Genomic DNA, 25,863 nt, shown 5'->3' on the forward strand with positions numbered 1-25,863 from the left:
TGTCGCGGAGATGAACATCCGCCCTCTGACCCCGGCGGCACGCGAGGTCTACCGCGCCGAGTGGACCCGCGTCCAGGAACACTTCGTCGACGCCCCCGAGGACGCCCTGTCCGGCGCTGACCGGCTCGTGTGGCGCGTGATGACCGACCGCGGCTACGAGACGCGCAGGTACCAGCAGCGGGTCGCCGACCTGTCGGTCGAGCACGCCCCCACCCTCGACCACTACCGCAAGGCCCACGGCATCAGCGTCCGCGCGGCACGCAAGGAGGCCTCCACCGAGGAACTCCGGCAAGCCATGGTCCACTACCGGATCTTGTTCGAGGACCTGCTCGCCGACAGCACCAGCGACCAGGCACAGGCCGACGGTCACGTTGGCCACGTCGCGCAGAACGGCGCCCGGCCAAGCAGGACGGCCCTCGATCTGCCTCACACCCCCAGGAACGACTGACACGGACATGGCCGACTACGACTCGACACCGATTCGGAACGCCGGGCCACGGCCCGGCCGATCACCCCTCAGTCAGGCCCGTTGTCGTCCACCTGGAAACAGGCGACCTGAGCAGGGCCCATCTGCTGGGCCGATCATCCGCTGACCCGCCATGGCGACCAGGGACCGGGGCGCGCTCGGGGGCCTTGTCAGTACTCGAGTTCGGGACGCAGGGGTCCGCCGACCCGGTGGAGGTGCCTGAGCACTTGGGCGTAGGAACTCAGGATTCCGGTCTCGTAGTAGGCGACGTCATGCTGGGCACAGTGGGCACGTATGAGCTTTTGCGCGCGGCGCAGGTTGGGCCGTGGCATGGACGGGAACAGGTGGTGTTCTATCTGGTAGTTCAGACCACCGAAGACGAAGTCGGTGATGCGGCCGCCACGGATGTTGCGAGCTGTCAAGACCTGCCGGCGCAGATAGTCGATCTGATGGTTGGTCGTGAAGATCGGCATGCCCTTGTGGTTGGGGGCGAAGGAACAGCCCATGTACAGCCCGAACAGTCCTTGTTGAACCAGAAGAAAGCACACTGCCTGCGCGGGGGAGAGCACCCACCACAGGGCGGTGCCATAGCCGCCCAGGTGGGCGGTCAGCAGGCTCGCCTCCATCAGCCTGGGCGTGCGGGGCCCTGTTGTCCGGACCAGCAACGCCCGCGCCCCGGCCAGATGCAGGTTGAACGCCTCCAGTAGCAGCATCGGAAAGAACAGCCAGGCCTGGTGGCGGGCCACCCAGGCTGCCGGTCCACAGCGGGCGCGGGCAACGGCCGGAGTGAGGGCCAGCGCGCCGTCGGCGATGTCAGGATCCCGGTCGACCTGGTTGGGGTGGGCGTGATGCCGGTTGTGCTTGGAGACCCACCAGCTCAGGCTGAGCCCGACCAGCAGGTCCCCGTGGAGCCGGCCGAGCAGCACGTTGACGCGCTTGGACTTGGAGATCTGCTGGTGTCCGGCGTCGTGGCCCAGGAACGCCGTCTGGGTGAACACCCCCGCGAGGAACACGGCGACCAGCAGCTGCCACCATGACCGTCCGATCAGCGCGAACGCGGTCCATCCGGCGGCCAGAAGCAGCAGATTCGATCCGATCTTGCCCAGGTAGTAGCCGGGCCGCCGGTCCAGCAGCCCCGCTCGCCTCACCTTCCTGGACAGCACCGCGTAGTCGCTGCCTCGGCCTGCGCCCGAGGGCCCGCTCTGGGGGCACGCCTCGACACCCGGGTCCTCGGCATCGGTGGGCTCTGTCTGGGGCCGGGCTGTGGTCACCGCTCTGTCCTCCGCTGGATTGCGGCCTGTTCCCCTGAGCAGCACCGCGTTCGACACCCGACCGGCTGTGGGGTCGTGGCCGGCGTGAGGCCTACTCCCACGACGACGCCTCAAGCACAACGATCACCGCTCCAGATCCGATCGGATCTCTCCCAGCAAAGACCACCCGTGGAACCGGGGAAACCGGCAATACGAGCAAGACCTATCTCCGGCCCTGATCACCCAGCTGGCCTCAGCCGCATGGGCGCTCTCACCAGAGCCGTTCAGAGGGGTGAGTCTCGCCGGAAGCCGATCGGTGCTGGTGATGGCTGGTGTCCGGAGAACGGGGGAGGCTCACTGAAGGTCAGGCGTTTTTGGCGCGGAGGACGATGGGTTCGATGAACCACAGCCAGGTGGCGAGGCCGGTGGTGGCGACTGCGGTGATGATGGGCAATGGTCCGGCGAACAGGTAGTCGATGACCATGAGGGTGGCGGCGTTCATCGAGATGGCCAGTGCGAGGGTGCCGATCATGCCGTACAGGTTCGCCCGTTGGACGAGGGGTTCCTTGAGTCCCTGGCGGAACAGGATGCGGTGCTGGGCGACGGGTGCGATGAAGAACATGGAGGCGAACGCGGCGGAGGTCAACGCGACATAGAACAGGGTGCGGTCGGCTGCCGCGACCTTGGCGAATCCGGGTGCGAACGGGACGGTGAGCAGGAAGGCGAACAGCACTTGGACGCCGGTGACGGCGACCCGGAACCCCTGAAGGAGTTCGACGAAGTTGCGGTCGGCGCGTTCGGCCGGGGTCTCGCCGGGCGAGGCGCTGCGGGCGGGGCCTTGATCAACACTCATCGCGAGACTCCATGGTGGTGCGCATGGCCGCCGGGCCGGTCCCGTCGGCGTCGGGCAGATCAGGCGTGGGCCGCGGCCTCTGCTCGGTGCCGTTACGGGCCTGGCTGCGCCAGGTGAGGTAGGCGGCGGCGCCCAGCGGGATCGGCAGCAGGTAGGTGATGGCTCGGAACAGCAGTACGGCGGCGGTGACCTTGGTGATGGTGGGGCCGTCCAGGCCGATGGCCAGGAAGCCGGTGAGGCTGAGTTCGACGACGCCCAGGCCGCCGGGGGTGATGGGCAGGGCTGACAGCAGTCGCGCGAAGGCGAAGGCGGCCAGTGCGGTCGGCCAGGGCACTTGGGCTTGGGTGACGCCGCTGGCGTACAGGCAAGTGAGCAAGACCAGCGCCATGGACAGGTGTGCAGTGGCGGTGGCCAGCAGGATCCGTACACCGCGTGCGGCCAGCAGCGCGCGGGTCTGCTGATGGAAATCGGCGAGCACCGGACCCAGCTGCCAGGAGGCGGGCCGGTGCATCCGGCGCAGCGCGATGGTCAGTAGCCGCTGCAGGTGGTGTTGCGCGCGGCTGGTGTCGGTGTGCAAGGCTGTGAAGAGCGCTGTTGCGCCGAGGAAGAGCAGGGCCAGGCCGGTGACGGCGGCGACGGTGAGGCCGGTATTGGACTCGCCGGCCAGGGCGAGGACGGCCAGCGCCACGATCGGCAGGCTGAGTTTGGCACCGGTGTTGAAGGCTCCTGACAGCAGCGTGTAGAGCACGTACTGCTTGGTGCTGATGCCCCAGCTGGACAGCATCGCCCAGCTGATGCCCAGGGCGACGGCCTCTCCGGCAGGCAGGGTGTTGGCCGCCGCTGTGGGGCCGAGGTTGAGCACCGCCGCCTGACGCAGCCGCAGCGACGGCAGGAGGGTCACGATCATGACCCAGGAGGCGACCAGGTTCGCCACTCCGGCGCAGGCCACCAGGATGGTCCGCGGCCAGGGCATGGTTCCCAGATCCACCCACACGGCTTGATACGAGGCGAGCTGCGGCAACCCGAACCCGAGGAGCGCCGCCACGACCACGATCGACAACACCGACCACAGACGCTTACGGCCCCGCCCTCCTACCGGGAGCGGATGGCATCCGCTCCGGAACTCGGCCTGGGGTTGGGCCCGGGGTCCGGTGCTGCTTCCTTGCGTTGGTAGCACTGTTCAGGTCCGGGGTGTGGGCACGGGCCACCGCCTCTGATGGTCCTCATGGATGTCACTGGCCACAACGCCGGGGGGTCACCATGGCTGCCATGCCTCGTCCTCAGGCTCGTCCCACGTTGCGGGCTGACTGGTTGTAGCGGGCGGGCAGCGGGGTGGTCGTTGCGACGAGTCTCGCTTGTGGATTGCGATTCTGGGCCGGTGCCGTGGCGGGCCGAAGCGGGGTGGGTTGATGTCGGCGGCGGGTTCGTCCAGGCGTGGCTTGAGTCGCCGGTGGCGTTCCTCGGCTTGTTCGGCGCTCAGGTCCAGGATGGCGGCGATCTGTTGCCAGTCCAGGCCGGAGGACTGCGCGGTGTTCAGCAGCCTCGCCTCGGTTTGGTCCAGCTCCAGCCGGACCGCTCTCAGGACCACCAGGGCGGCGGCCACCGCCATCGGCTCGGGATGCTCGCCGGTGCCTGCCTGCGCGCGCGCCGTCGCGGTGTTGACCGCGTCGATGGCGTCCAGGTCGGGCAGCGGATGAGCGATGATCTCCCACAGCACCGCATCGATGCCGCTGGCGTACTGCGGCGTCAGATAGTCCCTGGCAGCGTGCACCATTTCCGGTGGCGGGGCAGGCAGGCACAAGTCCTCGCCCGTGAACTCATCGCTTGTGAACTCCCTCATGAACTCACTCCTGGCCTGCTCCGAGAACGGCTGAAGCCGGTCGACTCCGACCGCTGCTGTCTGGCCGCCGCGCTGGTCACGGTGACTGGTCATGGTGTCTGCTGCGGTGGTGAAGCCGTTGTCGGCGGGTGGAGTCAGGCCAGTGCACGTCGGTGGCCCAGCCCAGGCGTTCGAACAGCCCGATGAGGTCGGCGGACAGGTCGATCTGGCCGGGTTCGCGGCCGTGCCGGGCGCAGGTCGGGTCGGCGTGGTGGCCGTTGTGCCAGCTTTCGCCCAGCGAGGGGAGCGCCAGTGGCCACAGGTCGGTTGATCGGTCGTGGCGGCGTGTGGGGTGGTGGCGGTGGCCGATCATGTGGCATAGCGAGTTGATGCTCCAGGTGACGTGCTGGAGCAGGGCGACGCGGATCAGCCCGGCCCACACGAACGTGGTGAACGCTCCCGTCCAGGTGCCGGTGAATGCCCAGCCGGCCACGAACGGCACCGCCAACGACACCACGCACAGTGCGGGGAAGGCGCGTGCGACCCTGACCATGGCGGGATCGGCGAGCAGGTCGGGCGCGTAGCGCGCTGCCGGGGTGGGGTCGTTTCTGAACATCCAGCCCAGGTGCGCGTGCGCGAGGCCACGCAGTTGGCCCCTCAGACCGGTGCCATATCGGTAGGGAGAATGCGGGTCGCCTGGGCGGTCGGTGAACGCGTGGTGGCGACGGTGGACCGCGACCCACTCGATCACGTTGCCCTGAAAGCTCATCGACCCGGCGATCGCCAGCGTGATCTGAAGCCAGCGGCGAGCGGTGAAGCTGCGATGGGTGAGCAACCGGTGGAATCCCACCGTGACACCCACCGCGGTCACCATGTAGCAAGACCAGGGCCAACACGATGTCAGTGAGGATGACCGTGTGGCCCCAGCCCAGCCACACACCGGCCACCAGCACGGCAAACGGCACCACCACGATGGCTCCGGTCAACACCACCTGCAGCCGGTGAATCCTGGGTGGGGACGTCGGCCCACCGATCGGGACCGGGAAGGGAGAGACCCCGTCATAGGGGGGACCGGGCGTTCTGGCCCTGGAGGCCGAACGAGGGGCGGTTTCCTGAGTGGTGCTCATGCATGGTCCTTCATCGTCCTTCATCGCGCCCGGGACCGCCCCGCGATCAAGAACCGCACAGCGGCCCCGGAACTATCGGCACAGCCCCCCAGCAGTGGGCTGGCTACCCTTCAGTCAAGGTCACCGGCCAGATCGGGGAAACCGGGAATCCGCGCAAGGCCCATCTCCGGAACCGATCACCTCACCCCGCAGCGTTGCCAGCGCCGCCGCCGTGGCATGCCAGCTACCCGCCGAGGAAATGAGCCTTTCACTGGGGAGGCGTCTCCTGGCGCTCAGACGCGGGGCCTCAGCCGAGCAGGGCCGGCAGAACGCTGGACAGCCATGCGCCGGCGAGAGCGGCGTAGTCATACCTGCCGCTGGTGGGCGTAGCACCATCTCCAGCGTGATCCAGGCTCCATGCTGCCGGCGATCGGGTGGTCGGTCTCGGCGTAGTGCGCCTTGGCGTGCTGGTTGGGTGAATCATCGGAACAGGCCACCCAGCCGCAGGTCAGGCAGAGCCGAAGGGCCTTCCATCCGTCCGTCTGGGCCAGGCACTCCCGGCAGTCGTCCGATCGCGGTGCCACCGGAACGAGCCCGTCGAGATGCTCACAGCGTGGCGCCGACCCGTTCACACTCATCGAGGACGGACTCAGAGTCACCTTTCCGCCGAGCATGCTCGGGTCGGGAATCATGGCAACCCCCTCTCGTGGTGGAAGCGCCGAACTCCGGATTGGGGACGGCGCGGCCGAACAGTTTCAGTCAAGGCCAGAGCCGTCGCAGGGGAAACGAGCAACCTGCGCATGACCTATCACTCCACCTGATCGACCAGCGACCACTCAGAGTGTCGTTCGTCCGGCCGGGCGAGATGCGGCCTTTGCCAGGCAGCCTCTCGCGGTCCAAACTGGACATAGACGCTGATGGATCGTCCTGCCTGGACTAGGTCGGATACCTTCACCGGTCGCAATCCCGGCGGAGCCATTCCATTCGGGATAGAAGGAACGCGTTTGTTCCTGGTCGAAGCACGCCAGATCCTGGCGCACGTGGACCGGGCCGCCACCATCGCCCGCAGAGCCGCCGAGACCACCGGGGCACTGCGCGTAGGGATCATCGATGCCGGCTACGCGCGGCCGCCCCCGGCATACGGTGCGGTTCCACTTCCACAACACCCGCAACACCGGCTACGCCAATGCCTCACGGCCGCGGACGAGGGCGCCGACATACTGGACGCCAGCACCGGCGGGTTCGGTGGATGCCCCATCGCACCTACCGCCACCGGCAACATCGCCACCGAAGACCTGCTGTACGCACTGCACCGCAGCGGCGTCAGTACCGGTGTCAGGGAGCAGGTGGCAGGCCGAGGGCCCAGATGGAGGATGTCCAAAGTGTCAAGGAGGCGCCGGACGCCTCGACACCGCCGCGCATCCTCTGGTCGGTGAGGTCGACAACCTGCTGGACCTGGTCGGTCAGGCCGCCTCGGTGCTGATCCGGCCGTCCAAGCGGGTCAGGGCCGTCCGGCTGCTGAACGACCTGCCGTCCTCGACCGGGCCGAGCGTGCGTGTGACGTCCAGGCGGCCGGGGTCGGTGAAACGGCGGGGGGTCGTGGTTGGCGGCACCCAGCAGGGTGACGACCATGTGGCCAGGGGGCAGATGCACGCCGTGAAGGGTGACCGGTTCCAGGACGGTCCGCGCGTCGATCTGGACGGGGCCGTCATAGCGCAGGAGTTCCTCGACGGCCGTCGGGGATGAGGGAGGGGTCGGCGCGCAGGCCGGCGAGCTGGTCGGGATGGCGCAGGAGAGCGTTCAGGCCGTTGCCCGGCAGGTTGGTGGTGGTCTCGAATCCGGCACCGAACAACAGGATCGCCGTGGAGATCATTTCGTCCCGAGTGAGGGCGTCGTCGGCGCGGGAGCCGGCGAGCCTGCTGAGCAGGTCGCCGCCGGGGTGGCGTTTGTGCAGGACCGACTCCCGGTCGGATTCGGGGATGCCGAGCAGGTCGGCTATCACGGCGGTCGACCATTGAGTCATGCCGATCGGCGACGACTCCCACCCCGACGGCCATTCCCTTCTAGAGGCCATCAAAGGTCGCCGAATATGAAGGCATTGCCATCGCGTGTGCCGCCCGCCGACATCGTCGCTGAGCGGTTGGGGGCCGCCGGCGAACAGGACCGGTGCCGCATCCTCGCTGAACGCCGTGTTCAGATCGCCGTTCGCCTCCGCCGCGCCCTTTGCCAAGGTCACGGTTGCTGCGCGCGGACAGCGAGACGGAGTGTGACAAGGGAGCACACGAACGAGTGCTCCGGCGTCGGCCGGGGCCGGGAAGCCTTCGTTTCGGGCGAGAATTCGAGCTCTTTGGATGGGCGGGCGTCGCCTGTGTCAGGAGGTGGGCGGTGGGCGGTTCGCAGGTGGGCTGGTGAGGTGCTCGTGCAGGCCGGTGATGGTCAAGATCCGGTGCAGGTGGGCCGGGATGCGGGTGAAGGCGAGGGCGACGCCCCGGTCGTGGGCGTTGGTGTGGATGGCTATCAGGGCGCCGAGTCCGCTGGCGTCGACGAATGAGAGGCCATCGAGATCGACGTGCACGTGACAGTCGTAGCGGGGGACATCGTGTCTGATGCGGGCTGTCTGGACTATTCGGCGGATGTGTTCGCGCAGCTGGTCGATGGTGCTGATGTCGAGTTCTCCGGACACGGCGATGGTGATCGTGTGCCCGCGTTCGGTGGTGGTCAGGTGCAGTGCTTCCATGGCGGTGGTCCCGGAGGAGTGGATCGCTGGGCCGCCGGGCGTGCGGCCCGGTGGCTGATCGCAGATGTCGCGGGGGCTGGACGACATGGAAGATCGCGATGCTGCTCAAGCACCCTGGGGTGCTACTGACTGTGCACGTATGACTGTGAAACGTAGTCTACGGCTTGTGCTGTCGGGGAGGATGGGATCGGTGAACCTGCACCTGATGCAATGGCTTTGTGTACTGACCGTGATACACGGACCTGGCCGAAAGTTCGGTGGCTTGATCAGATGAGATCGGTCAGTGGTCTGACGGGTTGCCAGGCGTATCGGGGCTCAGGGCGGCGGTGTCGATGGTGCGGGAGACCACGGAGTGTGCCAGGTCGCTCAGCCGGTGATTGTGGTCGCGGGCGTATCTGCGGAGAGCGGTGAAGGCTTGTTCCATGGAGTAGTCGTGGCGTTCGGCCAGCACACCCTTGGCCTGTTCGATGATGACCCGGCTGGTCAGCGCGGCCTGTAGTTGTTCGGACAGGGCCTGTCCTTCGCGGATGGTGCGTTCTTGCAGGAGGGCGATGGTGGCGATGTCGGCCATCGCCTGGGCCAGAGCGATGGTGTCGGGCGGTAGCGCACCCGGGGTGGTGCGGAACACGTTCATCGCGCCGATGGTGTCCTGTCGCAGCCGCATCGGCAGCGCGCTCACGGCGGCGAACCCGCAGGTGCGGGCCTGGTCGGCGAACTGCGGCCAGCGCGCGGCCTGGGGCCCGGCCAGGTCGGCGCAGTGGACCGGTTGGCCGGACCGGAAACAATCCAGGCAGGGGCCTTGCTCGTTCTGCAGTTGGAACAGCTCAACGAGCCGGGACTGCTCGCTGGAAGCGGCCACGAGCCGCAGCCTGTTCTGCTGGTCGGTGACCAGCAGACCGGCCGCGTTCACCTGGAGCAGGCGCACGCATCCTTCGGCCAGCTCCTGCATGAATTCGATGATGTCGAATCCGGTCACCAGCGTGTCGGCCAGCGCGACGAACGCCTGGGCGACCCGCCGTTCCGATGCCCGGGACGGGTCGGTCTCCATGCCCAGACCATACGCCGTGTGCGCTGACGGCGGAACTGCCCCTGACCGGGTAATGGCTCGCCACAACACGACGCAATCAGCTGATCATGCTAGGGCCGGTTTCCGCGCATTTACCCAGCGCTATGGGCGCGCCGCCTCAGGACGTGGGGGAGGGTCCGTGGTGAAGCGCAGGATTCTTGCCACGACTTGGCGAGCGACTTGCGTCAAGGGCTCATCGTGTGCGAACGCATGGGCCCGCAGGACGGTCAGAGCGTCGCTGGGTGAACAGTCCATTTGAACCGACACCATTCCGGCGGCCTGGTGGACCTGCGGGCCCAGTGCGAGCACGCCGGCGGGCAGCGTGAAGTCCAGGGCAGCGGCTCCGTACGTCGCGGTGACGTCCTGTTCGGGTACAAGAGGCTGGGAGGCGGGATGCTGGATGAGGTCAAAGCTGGCGTCCAGCAACAGCGCCATCGCCGCCTCGGCGAACAGCAGTCCTTGCGTGTGCTGGTGAGCTGTCAGTGTGGCCGGTCGGTCCCGGCACAGTACAAGGACCCCGATCGGTGCCGTCTGGGGTGTCAGCGGGAAGGCGAAGACCGCCTGCACGTCATCGGCTTGGCTCATGGCGGTGAACATCGGCCATCGCCGCTGGCAGTCGTGGTCTGACAGGTCCTCGGCCAAGACCGGTTCATCCGTGCGCACGGCTTCCAGGCATGGTCCGTCTCCGCTGGTCAGCTCGGCCTCCAGCAGCCGCAGTCCCATTTCACCCACCGCGTGCAGCGGCTCCAGGCGACCGGGCTTGCCAGCCAGCCGCTCCCCATCGTCCGCATGCCGGTCAAGCACCAGCGACAATCCGGCCCCGGACATCCGCAGAGCACCCACGCAGGCCAAGCAGGCGTCCTGTGGCGACATCGGCTGTCCACGGCCGCGAGCGAGGGCGCTGATGTGCGCCCACACCGCCGTTCTGTCGTCGCCGATCACCGGTCATTGACCGCCTGCCTGTTTCACCGAGCCCGCTGGCCAGCGGACTCGTCGTTCACCGTATGCCGCCGCGAGCGCACCAGTCGCCCAGCATGTCGCCGAGCACAGGATGCGGACTGCCGCACCCCGCCGGGAACACCGCGGCAGCCGCGCCTGCTGTCGCACGCTTTGCAACGGCCAGGCTCTGCCCGGCCATCCTGGCCGGACGCTGAGAGAACCACACCATTTTCCCGGGTGACAGCCGGTACCACCCGCAGGAATGCGACAGCGCCGCTACCAACGCCAGACCGCGTTTGCCTTCCTCATCAACAGCCGCCCGCGCGGGCCGAGGCCCCACCGGACTTCCGTCAGCGACACCGCACACCCCCTCTCCACCGTCCGCAGCCCTGCCCAGGCACAGCACCACAGAAGTACCGCCACCATGCAGCACCGCATTGGCAACCAACTCACTGGCCATCACCACGCCATCATCGGCCAGCCCATCCAGCCCCCAGTCCGACCAGGCCCAGCGCACCAACTTGCGCGCCTGCGCCGCCGCGGCCGTGCCCGACAGCCACCACCGGCCCAGCCGCGCCATACCCGCAGGCACCCCGGCCCGCGCCCCTCCCGCCGCGCTCGCCGCCCAGGACGCCTCCATCGCGATCCGGTCGCGCTCAGCGCGCTCGATCACCGCTCGCCGCACATACCCGGCCACGCTCATCCCCGCCAGGTCCGCGGCCTTCGACAGCAGCCACAACTGCTCAGCGTCGAGCGCCAGCCGCCACCCGCCGCCCGAATCCTCCACTACCGTCAAGCCAGCATCTGCCGAGCCGGCACGCAAAGCGGCATCGATACCCGCCCCGGGCACGGTCCCCTCGGCCATATCAGCAAGCTCCGATTGCGACGGCAACCGGCTCAGCTCATCGTGATCCATCACGGCCCCAGCGGCGCTGGACACTTCCACAGACCAAACGGGAGCCAGGGACCGGAGCCACCATCCAGCAAACCCCGCAACGCACAACATCGCCATCGGGGCACTGGACGTCCAAGTCCCTACCCTTCGCAAGCATCCCCCAACCAAAGCCCAGGTCCCATCAACAATCGGCAGATCTGGAGTGCTGGAACTGCGGACCCAGCGCCGTCCGCACCGATGGAGCTATACTGAAGCGCTACGCTGTAGCAGCCTCGAAATAGGTCCGCGGGTGGGGGAGCCCCCGGCAGGCACACCCTGAGGAAACGAGGGGGCCCAGATGCACGACCGCGCCACCGCCAACCGACGGTCTGCGTCGGCGGCTTCCACGACGCTCCCCGCCCCCGCGCCCAAGGGCGAACCGCTCAGGCGCACCGCCGTGCTCACCATGGCGCTGGCGATCATCGATGCCGAAGGCGTCGAAGCACTGTCGATGCGGCGGCTCGGACGGGCCCTGAACCGCGATCCGATGCGCCTGTACCGCCACGCCGCCACCAAGGCGCAACTATTGGACGCGGTCACCGAACGCCTGCTCGCCGACCTGCCCATTCCCGCCCTCAACGGCGACGCCTGGCAACAGGCCCTGCGCCACACCGCCGAACGCTACTGCGAGATCGCACGGGCCCACCCCCACATGGTGCCGCTGATGGTCACCAGGCCCCTGGCCACTCCGCTGGGGCTGCGCCCGCTGGGTACCGTCCGCCCGCTGGAAGGCATCCTGGCTCTGCTCATAGCGGCCGGGTTCTCCCCGGCGGCCGCACTGCACGCCTATCGGCTCTTCTTCGGCTTCCTGCAGGGCCACATCCTCAACCAGGCCCAGGAATTGATCGTCAATCCCGATGAGACCGACGATGTGCTCCGCCTGGGCCTGCACCACCTGCCACTCAGAGAATTCCCCCACACCCGCGCCCTAGCCTCCACGCTGGCCAACTACGACGGCACCCTCGAACTCCAGAAAGGCCTGGACATCCTCCTGACAAGCCTGTCGAAACAACTCCTCGACAGCTGCTCGACAGCAGAAGGTCTCGGTTGGCGTCATGCGCAAGACCCTCGCCGACGATGATCGCTCGCCAGCCGCGGCGGAGTGGGGCAGGCCCGCCGCCGTCGCCGCGCCACCGGCTGACCAGGACTGTCGGCATCCGATACTTCGCCCCCTCACCTCGCGCGCCGATGGATGCCACGTCATCGCCAGGGGCCGAGGAACGGATCGGCCATGCGTCGGTGAAGGAGGCCGTGCAGGAACTGGGCGACCTCGCGGGCGCCGTCACCGGTAGCGGGGGCGTAGATTGACAGCGGCGCGGTGCGTTCGGTGTTGGCGCCCAGTTGCCAGTCGGCGTCCGGACGGATCCACACCCCTGGGCCGGTGGCGTGGAATCGGGGGCCACGCCGTGCCGTTCGGCTACCTCCTGCAACTCGATCAGCACCTGGACGGCCTCGGCGATGACGCTGGGCACATACAGGGCCTCCTGCCCCGGTGCCGCGCGAGATGTTTGCGGACCCGTTCCAGCGCAGGCATGGCGGGAGAGGTCATCAAGGCGCTCCGTACTCCTGGTGGCCGACGGCGAGCTTTTCAGCGTCGGGCTCGTGAGCGTCGGATTTGACCGGCAACCCGATCGGCCGGCGACGGGAACCCCAACTCCACTGGCCGTTCGCATGAGATACCAGATCATTCTCGGTGCCACGACTGTCCGCAGGTTCCTCAACTATGGTCGTCATGGGTGAGCGCCGTCGCGGTATCCTCGCTGATTTCGGTGTCGACGAGTTCGGTCACGAGGGCGATCATTTCTTCGAGGGTGAACGCGTGCTCGTTGTCGGTGATCGGACCGCGCGCATTGGTAAATGCCCGGTACCTTGCGGAGGCCTTGAGCAATTTCACCTTGAGCGCCTACTTGAAGAAACCGACCCGCCTTGACCGCCCGGATCATGCGCTCTACCAGGCGTCAACTCATCGCCGCGCCCTCGGACCCCCGCGACGTGCGCACCACCCAGACCGCTGGGGGCTCGCCTCGACTCCTGCAGCCGCCGTGCGGGGCAGTGGCTTCAGTGCCACGGCGCCGATGGTGGCCAGCGGCACTGGCAAGACCGTTCCGGCGCTGATCAGCGCGGCGGCCATGGTCCAGGTGCCCTGCAGCAGGTAAGCGACGGCCAAAAACACCAGGATCAAGACCGCCATCGTCAGGGTGACGGCGACCGCGGCCAGCCCGCAATGCCTGCGGTGAGTGCCGCCTGCAGACTCAGGCGGTCATGCCGGGGCCGGTCTGGGGGCGGCCGGCCTGTTTGGTGCGCTTGCTATCGTGCGGTTTGCTGCTCGGCCCACCACTGCTTCATGCGCATCATCTGCTCTGGTCGCCCTCGACGTGAAATCGCCCTGACACAGGAAATGATCATGAGCGGGATGGGGTTCGAAGTCGGGCGTTTCCACCCGCCGTGTTTCACGCGGCCCTATTCCTCGGACGCGGCGTGCTCCGGCGGCGCGGCGTGCTCCGGCGGCGGAGAAAATCGAGTCTCACCGGGGTCGGACGGCAGGAATTGGAGGGCCGGACTGGCCCCGGCTTTTCTGGGCACACCCCCAGGTTCCAGCGAAACCAGGCGGAGAAGAGGCGGGTGGCATGGCCGCGGCCCAGGATCCACTGGCATCCAGGTTGAACGTCAACATCAGGCCGGCCCACCGGTGGCAGATCGTGGAGGTCGGCGGGGACCTGGATCTGGTCACCGCCCCGGCGCTGAGGGACCAGATCGGTGCGCTGATCGACGCGCGGACCGCGCCCCGCATCGCACTGGAGATGTCCCGGCTGACCTTTTGCGACTCCTCCGGCCTGAACGCGTTGATCCGGCTGTGGAAACGGGCCGTCGCCGCAGGCGGCCAACTGGTGCTGCTGCGTCCCGGATCCGGTTTGATCAGGATGCTGGAGACCACCGGGCTGAACCGGTTCCTGCGCGTGGTCGACACACCGCTCGCGCTGGCCCTGGCCCAGCACTGACCACACTCACACCGCGCAAGACGGCGACCGCGATGGGGTCCGGATCGGCCTGGTTCGTCGATCGAGGCGCCTCAGTCCTCGGCCTGCTCGGCCTCGATGACGGCCTGATCCTGTTCGGCCTGCGTCGCCTGCCGATCCTGAGCCGCGTGCTGCCGGTCCACCCGCGCCCGCTTCTGATCCTCAGCGGCCGCCCGTCGATCCCGACGAGCACCCCGCCGCCCGCTCCGAGCCACCGCCAATGCCGCCCGCATCAACCCCAACTCCTGCCGCAACAGCACACGATCAGCCTCGGCTTGATCCCGGTCGGCTTCCCGAGCCAGTTCCGCCTGCCCCCGCGCCACCGGATCATCCACACCGACCGCATCGCACTCAGACTGCCCGGCGTGCCGGACCGCAGCCTGGTCCCGCAACTCGGCCGCCCACAACACATCGTGCGTCCGCCGGTCGGCCGCCGCCGCCACGTCATCGGCCACCTCATTGGCCGCGTCCCGATTGTGAGCGCGCAGATCACGCTCGCGCGCCCGCAGGTCCCGGCCCTTAGCGGCCTCATCCCGGACCCGGGCGGCATCGTCCCGGTCCAGACATGCCTCCCGCCACCCCGCCACGATCGCAGCAACCCTCCCAGTCTTCGCGGACCCGGTCTCGGAGGGCTTGGTCTCCGAGGGCTCGGTCTCCGCGGGCTCGGTCTCCGCGGGTGGGGCCGCCGCAAGCCGCTCACGCAGCAGCGCCGCCATCCGCGCCGCCGCCGGACTCAACCGATCCTGCGGCCGACTCGACGCCAACTCCTCCAGCAACCCCGCGATCTCAGCGACCTGCCGCTCATCCAGCACAACCAACACCCCTCCAACCGCCCATCCAGCCGATCGCCAACGGTGATCGGCCCGGCGCGTGCCCAGGCCCGGCCGACTCCTTGCCCTTCCCAATATGTGCCCTGGGGACAGGCCTCTGCCAACACCGGCCACACAAGCCTCTAACCAGGCACCCGACCCGATGCGGCGTCGACAGACTGGTGACGGCATTGCCGCACGGCAGCGGTACGCAACTCGGCAGCCTCCAGGCACAACTGCCGTGAGCCAGCACACAGCGCAGCCGCCCGCAGCGCCCCCTGCTCCAACTCCACCAGAAGCTCAACGTTCGTATCCCGCAAAATCACCAAGAGCTCACCGTGGAACTGCCCATCACTCATAGACACCACACTCATCCACCAGTCCGCCTCACACAAGCGCCAGGCACCCACACGTCGGCAACCCCGGCTCGCGGCGACTGGTTGGCCACCGGACGCACGGCAACTCGGGTGATTGTGTACGAGTTATCACGAACGGAGGGGTCCGATGACCCAACGAGGCAGCAGGCCAGGCGGGGCAGACAGCAGAGCGGACGGTTGGACGGACATCGATTGATGAGCCGCATCCGGCGAGGTAGCGCATCCTCGGTTCCGCTTGGCCCGCCTAGAAAGGTCTGTCCCATACCCGACCGCACTAGAATCCCCCTTACCGCCTACACGCTCACCGACCTGCGTCGGCGCCGTGCCAGAACGGTGTTCACCGACCACGAACTGCTGGCAGTCGCCGCGCTCGCCGACCGCACGACGTACGAATCATCACCGACGAGATCCTCGCGCCACTGACCTACACCGCCCGCACGCCATGTGCCCTTCCTCTTGTTGGACGCACCGGCCGCCGCCCGGTCGATCAGCCTCGTCTCGGCGTCCAAGCGTGGAACCTCTCCGGGCTGAAGGCCGCGCTGGCCGTGCCCGGTCCGGCCGCCCGCGACGTGGCCGCCGCCATCCACCACCGCACCCCGCCTGCCGGGCACGTGCCGAGCTCGCCCCGTGCGACGGGTGGACCCTGCAGCAGCTGCGGCACTCAGCCCTCACCCACGAAGCCGAAGACGGCACCGATACCCCCACCTTGCTCGCCCGGCCCGGCGTCGACGCCGTCGCCCACCACGTCGCCCGCCGCGGCACCGGCCAACGCCGATGACCTTGTCGAAGGTGCCGTCGACTCCGTTGCGGACACCATCGGAAGTGCCGTGGGCACCGTCGGCTGAAGCTTTGGCTTCTGGATTGAGTCCGGTGGCGGGTGTGCCGAGGCGAGGAAAGGTGTGGCCGATATGGGCGTGGCTCTATGCAGGACGTGGCCAGGAGGCGTAGGCAGAGGAGCAGGAAGGCCCGGCGCACCCGTGAGCGTTCGGGCTGATCAACGGGTTAAATGAGCCGAAGGTCTCCTTCCGGCTTTCTCTGGCCGACACGAGCGGTCTGCACGGATCGTGTCAGGTGTTCCACTCACGCCATGCCGGCATGGATGTGAGCGTCAGCCGTGCCGGTGCGACGGAGGTCGCCATGGGCAGTTCAGGTATCGAGGTCAAGTCGGCAAGCGAGAGTTGTTTTGTGGCCGATGAGGATTTCGGTGTTCAGCCGATCTTGACGTCGGGTCAGATCGTCACCGTCGAGCTTGCGACCACCCGCTGCGTCGGGTCGGTCGACGAGGACGGATTCCTGACCAAGGTGCAGGACCATCTGGCCCAGGAAACGCTGGCCGAGAAGCTGCTGCTCACCATCGTGGCCAGGATTACGGGCTCTGATGCCGGCGGCAAGCTGGGACGCGACAACGTCAATGTCGAGGTCTTTGTCAACAACACCCTGGGCACCGGCGGCGGCGTGCGGTCGCTCGGCAGCCTGGAGGGCGACTTCGGTCTTCACTTCGGTGCCGGAGGCTCTGGCTGGCAGGTGTTCACGCTGGACGTCGGCGTGCAGGACGTGCGCTTTCCCGCCGACCCCTGCGTGGGGCAAAGTCCGACGGGACGGTGCGGACAGCGACCCGAGCCCCGACCCAACGAGATCTCCTTTGAGTTCACCGGCAACATCCACAGCGGCCTAGGCATCTCGTTGGAGGTCGACTGGCTTGCTCTGGAACCCAAGGACGAGCCGGGCTTGGCTTGGCGTCCCTTCCTGCTGGTCCATGGCTGGTACTCCAGCGCCCGCAACCTCGACGCCGCCGAGATGGGGCCGGGCACCGCCTGGGCTGACGGCCTGGCGGCGCGAGATGTGGCCTCCTACGCCCCTGAACTCGGCGGCGGCGGCACCATCGCCACCAATGCCGCGGCGATCGGGCTGGCGGTGGCCGACCTGAAGAACCGGTTCGGCGTCGAGCGCATCAACGTGATCGGCCATGACAAGGGAGGTATCGACACACGGCACTACGTGCGCGACCACAACGACGTCGAGACGCTGGTCATGCTGGCCACACCGAACCAGGGCAGCTTCGGAGCGTTCATGCTGATGTCGACGGCCTGGTGGGGCAAGGCGTTGAGCGCCCAGAGCATCGCGGAGATGCTCAGGATCCGGATGCTGGCCTACAACGCCCTGTGCTCGGTGCGCAACACCCAGACCCGCTACGTCGCCTACTCCAGCGTCTACGATTCGATGACCGCGCTTGCTTGGAGTTCACTGTTCGGCCCCAACGATGAATTCGTCGAGGAAACAAGCGTGCAGGCGCTGCCCTACGCACTCGCGGAACTAGGACACGCCTCGACCGGCGACTCAGAAAGCCGCCGCTCCCCGCACCTGACCAACCACTCCTGCCTGCGTCACTACCCCAGCATCGTGGACCGGCTGTTCCCGCTCTACTTGACCAGGCTCACCGCACCACCGGCACCCGTGAGCGACGCTGACGCCGCGATCGGTCAGGCACGGGAAGCAGAGGCCGTCGCCGACCTGCAAGGCGTGGTGTCCGACACCGCTGTTGTCCCACCCGGCGGCGAGGTCGGGTCCCACACCGTTGTCATCGACGCTGTCGACACGGCGCTGTTCTATGTGGTCCTGGACGGTGACCCGCCAAGCGTGGAAGCCGACCTGCCGGGCGTGGAGCTCGTCAGCCCCAGCGGACGGCGCATCGACGCCGCTACCCCGCTGACCGACCCCGCCGTCGTCCATTCTCCGCTCCTGGACACCGGGCCGTTCTACTACACCGGATACCAGTTGCGCGATCCCGAGACCGGCCGCTGGACCCTGGAGGTATCGGGCACCGGCGAACCATCGGACACCACCTATGGTGTCGCCGTGCTCGCCCACCTGCCACCCGGCGCCGGGGTGGTCATGCAGGCACGAGCCGACGCAGAGGTCTACCTGGCCGGGGCTCCGGTGACGATCGCCGCGACCGTGACGGCCGACGGCCTACCGATCACCGGCGCGGCCATGCGGGCGCTCGTCGTCCACCCCGACGGCGCGATCACCGACATCGTCCTCACCGACGACGACACCGGCGGCGGCGGGGAGCACACTGGACTGTTCACCGACACCACACTCATCGGCCTGTACGCCGCCGTGGTCATCGCCGAGGGCGACAGCCCCGCCTTCGCCCGGCAGCAGCCGCTGGTGATCAGCGTCGTGCCGAGCGGCACCACGTTCTCCGGCATGTTCTCCGATCATGGCCTGGACACCGACGCCGACGGCCGGTACGACCATCTCGTCATCGACGTCGGGCTGAACGTGGACGTGGCCGCCGCCTACCGCCTGTTCGGCACCCTCACCGACAGCGCCGGAACGACCATCGAACAGATCTGCACCGACCAGCATCTGCAGCCCGGCCCGCAGACCACGCCACTCACCTTCGACGGCGCCCTGCTGGCCGCCCTCGGCCACGACGGCCCATACCTGCTCGACAGCCTGATGATCGAAGATGTCGCGACCGGCACCAGCCTGGCGCGCGGCCCGGCCTACACCACCGCCGCCTACTCCCACACCGACTTCCAACGTCCGCCATTTCTGCTGACCGGCCGTACCAGCGACCACGGCGCGCACGCCGAGCACATGGACCGGCTGCCCTACGAAGCACTGATCATCGAAGTCGAAGTGGACGGCACCGCCGCGATCGACATCGAAGCGGTGGCCAAGCTGTATGCCCAAGACGGCACCTTCATCACCACCGTGAGCGCCTTGGCCACCCTCACCCCTGGACAGGGCACGCTGGAGTTCGACGCGCCCGCCCACAACATCTTCTCCACCGGCAAACCCGGCCCGTACACCCTCAAGCTGTTCAGCATGTGGGGCACCACCACCGACGGCGTGCCGGTGTCGCTGCGGATCGACGACACCGTAGCGGTCACCCAGCCCTACCACCTCGAAGACTTCGCCGAAAGCCCCGTCTACACCGTTGGCGGAATCGTCACGGGCCTGGCCTCCATCGGGCAACTCGAACTAGAGCTCACCGCCCACAACCGCTTCGGCTCACCCACCGCGCGCATCAAACCCCGCAATGGCTTCTTCAGCTTCAGCTTCCACCCGATCGTCAGCGGAAACACCTACCAGGTGCGCGTTCTCAAACAACCCACCAACCCTGCGCAGATATGCACCATCGCCAACGCCAGCGGCACCATCGAAGACGCCAACATCACCGACATCACCGTCGAATGCACCTAGGCACCTGGGCTCTGACCCGAAGCCGAACTCAACAAGAAGACCGTCACAGGCGCACGGTCCTTCGCGGAACCGCGTCAGGCGGTGCGCCGGTCCGCGTGCGGGTAGCTCGCCGAACGGTCCTGGAAGGACAGGATCGCCGGATTCTGGACGACGCCTTCGCGGATCTCGATGGCGCGCCGGATCGTCTGATCGGCCTGCCAGGCCGCCGGCCCGGCGAGCACCGTCGGCAGATGCGAGAGCAGCGCCTGGCTGATCTCCCAGGTGGCCGAGTCCCACAGGTATGACGGGCTGTGATCGACGCCGTAGTAGCGGACGTTGTCGCCGACGGTGAACATCGGCTCGGTGAACGTGGTCGGCCGGGCCCATTCGAACCCCATTCCCGCGTCGCAGGACACGTCGATGATGAGCGTGCCCGGCGCGAACACCGGCAACTCGTCGGTGGCGGCGAACATCAGCGGGGCTGTGGTGTTCTGCAGCACGCAGTTGACGACGATGTCGTGTTCGGCGAGGAAGATCGCCATCGGTACCGGTTTCCCGTCGACCAGGGCACGCGTGCGGGTCGGGCGGTCGGCGTCATGGTCGAAGTGGACGATGTCGGAGGAGTGGATCGGCGAGGCCACCGCGGTGACCCCGCGGTGGGTGAGCACGTGCACGTCGTGCACGCCGTGCGCGTTGAGGGCGGTCACCGCGCCGCGCGCGGTCGCCCCGAAGCTGATGACGGCCGCCCGCAGCCGGCGGCCGTAGTCGCCGGTCACTCCGGTGAGCGCGAGGGCGTGCAGGACCGAGGAGTAGCCCGCCAGTTCGTTGTTCTTGTGGAAGACGTGCAGGCTGAATCCGCCGCTGGCGGACCAGTGATTCATCGCCTCGAAGGCGATGAGCGTCAGCCGCCGGTCGATGGCCAGCTGAGTGATCTCCCGGTCCTGGACGCAGTGCGGCCAGCCCCACAGGGTCTGTCCTTCGCGCAGCTCCGCCAGATCCTGGACGAGCGGCTTGGGATTGAGGATGACGTCGCAGTCGGCGATGAGCCGGTCGCGGGGAAGGATCCCGGCCGCGAAGGGGGCCAGCTGCGCGTCGGTCATGCCGAAGTCCGCGCCGTACCCGCGTTCAAGGAAGATCCTGGACCGTATGCCGGGTTCGATCAGCGGCAGGTGGAGGGGATGGATGGGCAGCCGCCGTTCGTTCTCCTTGCGGGACCGCGCCATCACCCCGAGGCTGAGCATCAACGCAGGGCCGAAACCTTGGCGCGGGACGGCCGGACGGCGCCGTGCCGGGTGAGCGGCCAGGCCAGCGCGTCGGCCACGGTCGCTCGGACGGTGAGGCCACGATCCAGGCCGGTCGCTTCCAGCAGCTTGACGACCTGGGGGCAAGGCGCAGCTAGAACGAAGGCGACGCCGAGCGCGTTGGCGCGACGCCAGGTGCCGAGCAGGACGCCCAGCCCCGCCGCGTCGCAGAACGGCACTCCCGCCAGGTCCAGAACCAGCAGCCGGGTGTCGGGACGAACGGCGGCCAGCAGCCTGTCCCGCAGGGGCGGCGCGGTGGCGACGTCGAGCTCGCCCCGCAGCCGGGCGACGGTGTGGGCGGGTCTTCGCAGGACCGAGAGAGCCTTGTCGGCTCGCTCCGGCGCGGGGCGTTGGACGGTGTGAAGCATGAAAATCTCCATCTTCGACCTGCGCCAGCAGGTCAGGGTTGTTGAGCCGGCCGGTCGGCCACACGGAACATGATGTGGGCGACGGGCCCTGGCCGATGACATCGGCGGTGTGGTCCGGAAGGCGGTGATCGCGGGCGTCTGATCGCTCCTGAGACGCCGCCGGGCCCCGCGTTGGATGTGGTGTCGACGTGACATCCCCTTCAGGGGGAGTCAAAGTGGCGAACCGGCCTCAATAGTGAGATTTCATCGTTGTCAGATATCTGAAAGTCTACGCGCATTTTCGCTAAAATGCCAAAAAAGGATCAATTATTCCGCGGCGCTCGCTTCCAATTTTCCACCCGCCACACCTGGCGGACGCCCGGGCTGTCGGCTGGCTGCCCGGTCGTTCATTCAGTGGCGGGGACAGGATTTGAACCTGCATGACCCGGCTTATGAGACCGGTGGGCTTCCGTCCGAGCTGGCAAATTGCAGAGGATCACGCTGATGACACGCGCCTTACCCGGACCCCACCTCGGCCCGCGCCCCACGTCTAGACGTCCGGACCGGGCGGTGAACAGCGCTCGCTCTCGCTCCGTCGGCGTAGCTGATCAGGCGTTACGGGATTACGGGACTCCCCTGCTCCCGTGGCGGTCTGGCTTCCACTAAGCGCCTTTTTGAGACTACCGACGGCGTACTCGCCTCCTGGTGTCCGAGCTGGGACTACCGGCCCGATTCTGTGGACGACCCCGAGCACGGGTGGTTTGCCGCGCCACCCGACAATGCCGGTCACGGTCAGACGAGCGGGGACGGTCGGCGGCGTCGGCCAGGCAGTAGAGGGGCGGGTTGGGCGGTCACAGGTATTGGCCGGTGGTGGCGCTGTCTGTGCTGGTCACGCGGACGGAGACGACGTTGTCGAGGTTGATGACCACTGCGTTGAGGTCGGGTTCGCGGTTGTAGCGGGCCTGGGTCAGGCTCAGGCTGCGGTGTTCGTCCAGGGCTTGAGTGATGGCGTGCAGTGCTTGTGCGGGTGTGTCGAAGTCGGTGGTGGAGACGGTGAGGTCCTCGCCTGCGACCGGGTGGAAGCGCATGATCAGTTCGTTGGTGTCGGGCATGACGGGCCTTTCTCTGGTTATCTTTCCTGGTCATCGATGGCCATACCCCGCCTCAGGCCGCAACTGACAGGGGTCACTGGTCGGTGGTGAGTCGTTCGATGGCCTTCTGCCGGTCTTGGGGGGTGGGCCGGCTGTAGCGGCGGGCGGTTTGGACCGAGTGGCCAAGAAGTTCGGCGACGATGACGATGTCGGTGCCCTGACTGGCCATGGTGGTGCCGGCGGTGTCCCGTAGAACGCGCGGAGTGAAGACGCCGTCGCGGCCCAGCGGCAGGCCCGCCGCGTCGGCGATGGTGCGCAGTGCGGTGTAGGCCGAGCGGGTCGACAGGCGGCCGCCGCGGCGGTTGAGGAACAGCGCGGGGCTGGTATCGGCGCCCTTCCAGCCGGAACGCTCGCGCAGCCACTCCTCCAGCACGGCGCGGAGTTTGGGGTGCAGGGGGACCTCGCGGTAGCTGCCGTTCTTGCCGTGCCGGACGATCAGCTGGCCCTTGCGAGCCGACATGCGGACGTCGCCGATGTCCAGGCCGGTGGTCTCGCTGATGCGGGTGCCGGCGTAGAAGGCGGTGAACGCGATCGCCTTGTCACGCAGCGCGGCGCGGTCGGCCTCGCGCAGCAGCCGGACCTGGTCGCGTTTGTCCAGCGCGCGGGGAGCGGCCGGTGTCAGATCGGCGCGTTCAGCGGCGGTCGGGCCGAGGCCGCGACGGCGGTAGAGATCGTCGACCGCGGTCAGGTGCGCGTTGATGGTGGCGGGTTTGCGCCTGGCGACGGTCTGCAGATGGGTGCGGTAGTCGCGGGCGGCCCGGTCGCGGGCGTCGGGCTCGGTCAACGGGTCGCCTTGCACTGTCCCGGTTGCCAGGGCGGCGGCGAGCCAGGCCAGGTACTGGCGGACCCGGGAGACATAGACGCGGACGGTGCCGGTATCCAGTGATCCGCCCGGCGCGGCGACGTCGCGCTGGTATGCGGCGAACACCGCCTGTAGCTCCCGCGGGAGCGGGGTCGGGCGGGCGCCTGGGCGCCCCCGCTCGCGGTGCGGTCGACCCGGTGGTGCGTCTGCGGATGGGCGCCGCGAAGCACCGGAAGCGGTCTGCGCGGACCGAGAACCGGCGTGTGGGTGAGGATCGGAAGCCACACCGCCAGTCTAGTTCAGATATTGATGGATATCGGAAGTCATCTCGCGTAGAATCAGGGGTATCCGGCAACGACGACATCCCACCCTGAGGCTGACCCGCCACACCGGCTCACCCCGACAAGGGGAATGTTCATGCCGACCCTTTATCGCCGCCGCCGACCCGCGTGGCCCAGGGCCGCCCTGGCCGGACGGGCCTCCTGGATGAATCAGGCCTGGCCCACCGCGATCACACTCACCGCGGCGATCGTGTTCATCCTCTTTCTGGTCCAGGCCACGCTCGCGGCGGCGCTGCTCATGGCGGTGGTCACCCTGCTGGCCGGTGGGATCCTGCTCACGCTGGTGTCGGGAACCGCCTGGATCGGCCAGCTCCGCGAACTCCCCGCGGGCCTGCGGCGACGCCACTGATCCGGCCGCTCATCTCCAGTCCGTCGACATCCCCCGGGACCATCCGAACGGGTGGCCTGGGGCGAAAGGGGGCAGTGGCCATGTGGACCACCGTCGAACGCGCAACGACCATCAGCCTGTCGCCGCCCTCGGCTCCCCGGCTGCGGCTGCAGTCACGTCCTCCGCCCGGCTCGCCGCGAACTCCTCTGGACGGCGCCTGGTGGCCGCGCTCGGCCGACCCGGTCGCCGAACTGCCCGGGCTGATCCTGGCACTGCAGACACACACCCACACCGCCGACGGCGATAGCCACCACGCCGAGCACGGCCCCATCGCCCACATCATGCTGCGGGTAGCGGATTGGACCAGCCGCCCACGCCGACTGCGCGTCGACGGCCCGGCCGACACCCGAGTAGTGCGCCTGAGCTGGTTCGACACCCTGCCCACCGGACTGCTCACCGCGATCTGGGCCGACGGCCGACGCGTCGATCTGCTCACCATCCCACCCGGCACCAACCCGGACGCCGCCGCCACAGCGCTGGACCTGACCGCCCACCCCGCCAACCACCTCCACACCCCCGACCTACTGGCCGCGCTCACTCCACCAGTGCTCACCCCACCGGCCGTCCCGGCAGATCGGGTCGCAGTCCTGGCCCCAGACCAGACCGCATCGGAAAGCAGCTGGGAAACCGAGGGCGGGCGGCTGCGAGAACCCGCGCTGTGACAGGCACTGTGAAATGCCCGGTTCACGCCCGGCCGGTCCCGCACTCCCACCCCACCCTCGACCGGAGCTCACCTTGACCACCACCATGGCCGCAGCCACCGGCACCGGCACCGGCACGTCCACCCGCCGTCCCAGGGCCCCGGCCGAAGTGACCATGCCCACCCGCCGCCGCCCCGGCCACACCATCGTCGCGCTGCACGGCGCCCTCGACATCGCCGCCGCCCCGGCCCTGCGCGAGCACCTGGCCGGGATGCTCGGCCATAGCCCCCGGCACCTGACCCTGGACCTGGGCGAGGTGTCGTTCTGCGACACCTCCGGACTGGCCGTGCTGATCGGCACCCAACGCCGCGCCACCGGGCTCGGCATCACCCTGCGCCTGACCGGCCTCAACCCCCAGGTCACCAAACTGCTGCGCATCACCGGGCTGGACCACGCCCTCACCGTCAACCCCGCACCTCATCCCACCCCGCTCCCATCGCCCACCCAGACCCGGACGGCCGCATGAGCACCTGAATACCTGTTGTGCGAGGACCGCACGAGGCTCCGGTCGGCTCGGCCGCGCAGTCCGGCCACAAGAGCCCGACCAGTCGGAGTGCGTCGTACCCACCTCGGTGTGCGGGTCGACGAACGCGTGGGTTCAGCCGGTGGAGGACACCAGCCCGACCCGGTAGGCGAGGACGACGGCCTGGACTCGGTCGCGCAGGCCGAGTTTGGCCAGGATCCGCGACACGTAGGTCTTGACCGTCTCGGGGGTGATGAAGAGCTCCGCGGCGATCTCCGCGTTCGACAGCCCCTCAGCGATCTGCCGGAGCACCTCCAGCTCGCGCGGGGTCAGTGCCCGTACCACATTCTCCCTGGCCGGCCGGGAAGTATCGGCCGGACGCAGGTGTTCGGCGAAGTGGCCGATGAGCTGGCGGGTGACGGCGGGGGCCAGCAGGGCCTCGCCCCTGGCGACCGTCCGAATGCCGTTGACCAGCTCAGCCGGGGGCGCGTCCTTGAGGAGGAAGCCGCTGGCCCCGGCACCGAGCGCGTCGTAGACGTAGGCGTCAACGTTGAAGGTGGTGACGACCAGCACCTTCGGCGGTGCCTCGGCGTCGGGACCGGCCAGTCGCCGGGTCGCCTGGATGCCGCCGAGCAGGGGCATCCGGATGTCCATCACCACCACGTCGGGACGCAGGCGCCCTGCGGCCTGGACCGCCTCGTGCCCGTTCTCGGCCTCTCCGACGACCTCCATGTCGGGCTGGGCGGAGAAGATGGTGACGTAGCCGGTGCGCACCAGTGCCTGGTCGTCGCGGTGCATCGCT

At 68.2% G+C, this 25,863-nt stretch carries 27 protein-coding genes and 1 pseudogene; 7 read left to right on the top strand and 21 right to left on the bottom strand.

Annotated elements, in window-relative coordinates; all coding sequences use genetic code 11:
• Positions 1-10 precede the first annotated feature (10 nt).
• A complete protein-coding gene (locus ACGFNU_RS46990) occupies positions 11-448 on the top strand; it encodes a hypothetical protein (RefSeq protein WP_392603230.1) in 438 nt (145 codons plus the stop codon).
• A 188-nt stretch (positions 449-636) separates the two neighbouring features.
• Here the strand turns inward: ACGFNU_RS46990 and ACGFNU_RS46995 are convergent, their stop codons facing one another.
• The 13 genes and pseudogenes from ACGFNU_RS46995 to ACGFNU_RS47055 form a co-directional block, all read right to left on the bottom strand.
• The gene (locus ACGFNU_RS46995; protein WP_392603231.1) at positions 637-1,737 is read right to left on the bottom strand and encodes a fatty acid desaturase family protein; all 1,101 of its coding nucleotides are present in this window, start codon (positions 1,735-1,737) and stop codon (positions 637-639) included.
• A gap of 343 nt (positions 1,738-2,080) precedes the next feature.
• Positions 2,081-2,569 carry a DUF6328 family protein gene (locus ACGFNU_RS47000; RefSeq protein ID WP_392603232.1) on the bottom strand — a complete coding sequence of 163 codons (489 nt, stop codon included), beginning with the start codon at positions 2,567-2,569 and terminating at the stop codon, positions 2,081-2,083.
• Complete coding sequence (locus tag ACGFNU_RS47005; protein WP_392603233.1) at positions 2,559-3,632, bottom strand: YbhN family protein; 1,074 nt, start codon at positions 3,630-3,632, stop codon at positions 2,559-2,561. Before ACGFNU_RS47005 ends, ACGFNU_RS47000 begins: the two co-directional genes overlap by 11 nt.
• Positions 3,633-3,824: 192 nt before the next feature.
• Complete coding sequence (locus tag ACGFNU_RS47010) at positions 3,825-4,409, bottom strand: hypothetical protein (RefSeq protein ID WP_392603234.1); 585 nt, start codon at positions 4,407-4,409, stop codon at positions 3,825-3,827.
• A gap of 76 nt (positions 4,410-4,485) precedes the next feature.
• Positions 4,486-5,250, bottom strand: coding sequence for an acyl-CoA desaturase (locus ACGFNU_RS47015; RefSeq protein WP_392603235.1), 765 nt, complete (start codon positions 5,248-5,250; stop codon positions 4,486-4,488).
• 609 nt (positions 5,251-5,859) lie between these two features.
• Complete coding sequence (locus ACGFNU_RS47020) at positions 5,860-6,186, bottom strand: UBP-type zinc finger domain-containing protein (RefSeq protein ID WP_392603236.1); 327 nt, start codon at positions 6,184-6,186, stop codon at positions 5,860-5,862.
• A 771-nt stretch (positions 6,187-6,957) separates the two neighbouring features.
• Positions 6,958-7,107: a hypothetical protein gene (locus ACGFNU_RS47025; protein ID WP_392603237.1), complete on the bottom strand. Its 150-nt coding sequence runs from the start codon at positions 7,105-7,107 to the stop codon at positions 6,958-6,960.
• A 22-nt stretch (positions 7,108-7,129) separates the two neighbouring features.
• Positions 7,130-7,213, bottom strand: a pseudogene (locus ACGFNU_RS47030) (hypothetical protein); the annotation flags it as partial.
• Positions 7,203-7,517 carry a hypothetical protein gene (locus ACGFNU_RS47035; RefSeq protein ID WP_392603238.1) on the bottom strand — a complete coding sequence of 105 codons (315 nt, stop codon included), beginning with the start codon at positions 7,515-7,517 and terminating at the stop codon, positions 7,203-7,205. The gene ACGFNU_RS47035 and the pseudogene ACGFNU_RS47030, both read right to left, overlap by 11 nt.
• Positions 7,518-7,865: 348 nt before the next feature.
• On the bottom strand, positions 7,866-8,318 hold the full coding sequence (locus tag ACGFNU_RS47040) for an STAS domain-containing protein (RefSeq protein ID WP_392603239.1): 453 nt from the start codon (positions 8,316-8,318) through the stop codon (positions 7,866-7,868).
• A 193-nt stretch (positions 8,319-8,511) separates the two neighbouring features.
• Positions 8,512-9,279 (bottom strand): GAF and ANTAR domain-containing protein, encoded by a 768-nt coding sequence (locus tag ACGFNU_RS47045; RefSeq protein WP_392603240.1) that lies wholly within the window; start codon positions 9,277-9,279, stop codon positions 8,512-8,514.
• 120 nt (positions 9,280-9,399) lie between these two features.
• Complete coding sequence (locus ACGFNU_RS47050) at positions 9,400-10,239, bottom strand: GAF and ANTAR domain-containing protein (protein ID WP_392603241.1); 840 nt, start codon at positions 10,237-10,239, stop codon at positions 9,400-9,402.
• Positions 10,240-10,294: 55 nt separating this feature from the next.
• On the bottom strand, positions 10,295-11,152 hold the full coding sequence (locus ACGFNU_RS47055; protein ID WP_392603242.1) for an ATP-binding protein: 858 nt from the start codon (positions 11,150-11,152) through the stop codon (positions 10,295-10,297).
• A gap of 316 nt (positions 11,153-11,468) precedes the next feature.
• Here ACGFNU_RS47055 and ACGFNU_RS47060 point away from each other — a divergent pair, with 316 nt between their 5' ends.
• On the top strand, positions 11,469-12,251 hold the full coding sequence (locus ACGFNU_RS47060) for a TetR/AcrR family transcriptional regulator (protein ID WP_392603243.1): 783 nt from the start codon (positions 11,469-11,471) through the stop codon (positions 12,249-12,251).
• Positions 12,252-12,370: 119 nt separating this feature from the next.
• Here ACGFNU_RS47060 and ACGFNU_RS47065 read toward each other — a convergent pair whose 3' ends face one another.
• Positions 12,371-12,541: a hypothetical protein gene (locus tag ACGFNU_RS47065; protein WP_392603244.1), complete on the bottom strand. Its 171-nt coding sequence runs from the start codon at positions 12,539-12,541 to the stop codon at positions 12,371-12,373.
• A gap of 346 nt (positions 12,542-12,887) precedes the next feature.
• Complete coding sequence (locus tag ACGFNU_RS47070; protein ID WP_392603245.1) at positions 12,888-13,064, bottom strand: hypothetical protein; 177 nt, start codon at positions 13,062-13,064, stop codon at positions 12,888-12,890.
• Between the two features lie 733 nt (positions 13,065-13,797).
• On the opposite strand from ACGFNU_RS47070, the gene ACGFNU_RS47075 reads away from it, so the two are divergent.
• Complete coding sequence (locus tag ACGFNU_RS47075; RefSeq protein ID WP_392603246.1) at positions 13,798-14,169, top strand: STAS domain-containing protein; 372 nt, start codon at positions 13,798-13,800, stop codon at positions 14,167-14,169.
• Between the two features lie 71 nt (positions 14,170-14,240).
• On the opposite strand, the gene ACGFNU_RS47080 is transcribed toward ACGFNU_RS47075, so the two are convergent.
• Entirely contained in the window at positions 14,241-15,008 is a 768-nt protein-coding gene (locus ACGFNU_RS47080; RefSeq protein ID WP_392603247.1) for a hypothetical protein, read from the bottom strand.
• 1,502 nt (positions 15,009-16,510) lie between these two features.
• On the opposite strand from ACGFNU_RS47080, the gene ACGFNU_RS47085 reads away from it, so the two are divergent.
• The gene (locus ACGFNU_RS47085) at positions 16,511-19,588 is read left to right on the top strand and encodes a hypothetical protein (RefSeq protein WP_392603248.1); all 3,078 of its coding nucleotides are present in this window, start codon (positions 16,511-16,513) and stop codon (positions 19,586-19,588) included.
• A 74-nt stretch (positions 19,589-19,662) separates the two neighbouring features.
• Here ACGFNU_RS47085 and ACGFNU_RS47090 read toward each other — a convergent pair whose 3' ends face one another.
• From ACGFNU_RS47090 to ACGFNU_RS47105, 4 genes are all read right to left on the bottom strand, one after another.
• Positions 19,663-20,790: a N(5)-(carboxyethyl)ornithine synthase gene (locus ACGFNU_RS47090; RefSeq protein ID WP_392603249.1), complete on the bottom strand. Its 1,128-nt coding sequence runs from the start codon at positions 20,788-20,790 to the stop codon at positions 19,663-19,665.
• A 17-nt stretch (positions 20,791-20,807) separates the two neighbouring features.
• Positions 20,808-21,236, bottom strand: a complete 429-nt coding sequence (locus ACGFNU_RS47095) for an STAS domain-containing protein (protein WP_392603250.1) — start codon at positions 21,234-21,236, stop codon at positions 20,808-20,810.
• An 830-nt stretch (positions 21,237-22,066) separates the two neighbouring features.
• The gene (locus ACGFNU_RS47100) at positions 22,067-22,327 is read right to left on the bottom strand and encodes a hypothetical protein (protein WP_392603251.1); all 261 of its coding nucleotides are present in this window, start codon (positions 22,325-22,327) and stop codon (positions 22,067-22,069) included.
• 73 nt (positions 22,328-22,400) lie between these two features.
• On the bottom strand, positions 22,401-23,294 hold the full coding sequence (locus tag ACGFNU_RS47105; RefSeq protein WP_392603252.1) for a tyrosine-type recombinase/integrase: 894 nt from the start codon (positions 23,292-23,294) through the stop codon (positions 22,401-22,403).
• Between the two features lie 291 nt (positions 23,295-23,585).
• Here ACGFNU_RS47105 and ACGFNU_RS47110 point away from each other — a divergent pair, with 291 nt between their 5' ends.
• From ACGFNU_RS47110 to ACGFNU_RS47120, 3 genes are all read left to right on the top strand, one after another.
• The gene (locus tag ACGFNU_RS47110) at positions 23,586-23,858 is read left to right on the top strand and encodes a hypothetical protein (RefSeq protein ID WP_392603253.1); all 273 of its coding nucleotides are present in this window, start codon (positions 23,586-23,588) and stop codon (positions 23,856-23,858) included.
• Between the two features lie 80 nt (positions 23,859-23,938).
• Positions 23,939-24,559, top strand: coding sequence for a DUF5994 family protein (locus ACGFNU_RS47115; protein WP_392603254.1), 621 nt, complete (start codon positions 23,939-23,941; stop codon positions 24,557-24,559).
• A gap of 73 nt (positions 24,560-24,632) precedes the next feature.
• Positions 24,633-25,064, top strand: coding sequence for an STAS domain-containing protein (locus tag ACGFNU_RS47120; RefSeq protein WP_392603255.1), 432 nt, complete (start codon positions 24,633-24,635; stop codon positions 25,062-25,064).
• A gap of 132 nt (positions 25,065-25,196) precedes the next feature.
• Here the strand turns inward: ACGFNU_RS47120 and ACGFNU_RS47125 are convergent, their stop codons facing one another.
• Positions 25,197-25,859, bottom strand: coding sequence for a response regulator (locus tag ACGFNU_RS47125; RefSeq protein ID WP_392603256.1), 663 nt, complete (start codon positions 25,857-25,859; stop codon positions 25,197-25,199).
• Positions 25,860-25,863 lie beyond the last annotated feature (4 nt).

The organism is Spirillospora sp. NPDC048911, assembly GCF_043198015.1.
GTDB lineage: Bacteria > Actinomycetota > Actinomycetes > Streptosporangiales > Streptosporangiaceae > Spirillospora.

Bases quoted from the DNA above. Each gene is read 5' to 3' on its own strand.
- ACGFNU_RS47125 (WP_392603256.1), bottom strand. From the start codon at position 25,859: ATGCACCGCGACGACCAGGCACTGGTGCGCACCGGCTACGTCACCATC.
- ACGFNU_RS47090 (WP_392603249.1), bottom strand. From the start codon at position 20,790: ATGGCGCGGTCCCGCAAGGAGAACGAACGGCGGCTGCCCATCCATCCC.
- ACGFNU_RS47045 (WP_392603240.1), bottom strand. From the start codon at position 9,279: ATGGAGACCGACCCGTCCCGGGCATCGGAACGGCGGGTCGCCCAGGCG.
- ACGFNU_RS47115 (WP_392603254.1), top strand. From the start codon at position 23,939: ATGTGGACCACCGTCGAACGCGCAACGACCATCAGCCTGTCGCCGCCC.
- ACGFNU_RS47100 (WP_392603251.1), bottom strand. From the start codon at position 22,327: ATGCCCGACACCAACGAACTGATCATGCGCTTCCACCCGGTCGCAGGC.
- ACGFNU_RS47060 (WP_392603243.1), top strand. From the start codon at position 11,469: ATGCACGACCGCGCCACCGCCAACCGACGGTCTGCGTCGGCGGCTTCC.
- ACGFNU_RS47000 (WP_392603232.1), bottom strand. From the start codon at position 2,569: ATGAGTGTTGATCAAGGCCCCGCCCGCAGCGCCTCGCCCGGCGAGACC.
- ACGFNU_RS47110 (WP_392603253.1), top strand. From the start codon at position 23,586: ATGCCGACCCTTTATCGCCGCCGCCGACCCGCGTGGCCCAGGGCCGCC.
- ACGFNU_RS47020 (WP_392603236.1), bottom strand. From the start codon at position 6,186: ATGATTCCCGACCCGAGCATGCTCGGCGGAAAGGTGACTCTGAGTCCG.
- ACGFNU_RS47035 (WP_392603238.1), bottom strand. From the start codon at position 7,517: ATGACTCAATGGTCGACCGCCGTGATAGCCGACCTGCTCGGCATCCCC.
- ACGFNU_RS46990 (WP_392603230.1), top strand. From the start codon at position 11: ATGAACATCCGCCCTCTGACCCCGGCGGCACGCGAGGTCTACCGCGCC.
- ACGFNU_RS47040 (WP_392603239.1), bottom strand. From the start codon at position 8,318: ATGTCGTCCAGCCCCCGCGACATCTGCGATCAGCCACCGGGCCGCACG.
- ACGFNU_RS47010 (WP_392603234.1), bottom strand. From the start codon at position 4,409: ATGAGGGAGTTCACAAGCGATGAGTTCACGGGCGAGGACTTGTGCCTG.
- ACGFNU_RS47095 (WP_392603250.1), bottom strand. From the start codon at position 21,236: ATGCTTCACACCGTCCAACGCCCCGCGCCGGAGCGAGCCGACAAGGCT.
- ACGFNU_RS47075 (WP_392603246.1), top strand. From the start codon at position 13,798: ATGGCCGCGGCCCAGGATCCACTGGCATCCAGGTTGAACGTCAACATC.
- ACGFNU_RS47055 (WP_392603242.1), bottom strand. From the start codon at position 11,152: ATGGATCACGATGAGCTGAGCCGGTTGCCGTCGCAATCGGAGCTTGCT.
- ACGFNU_RS47085 (WP_392603248.1), top strand. From the start codon at position 16,511: ATGGGCAGTTCAGGTATCGAGGTCAAGTCGGCAAGCGAGAGTTGTTTT.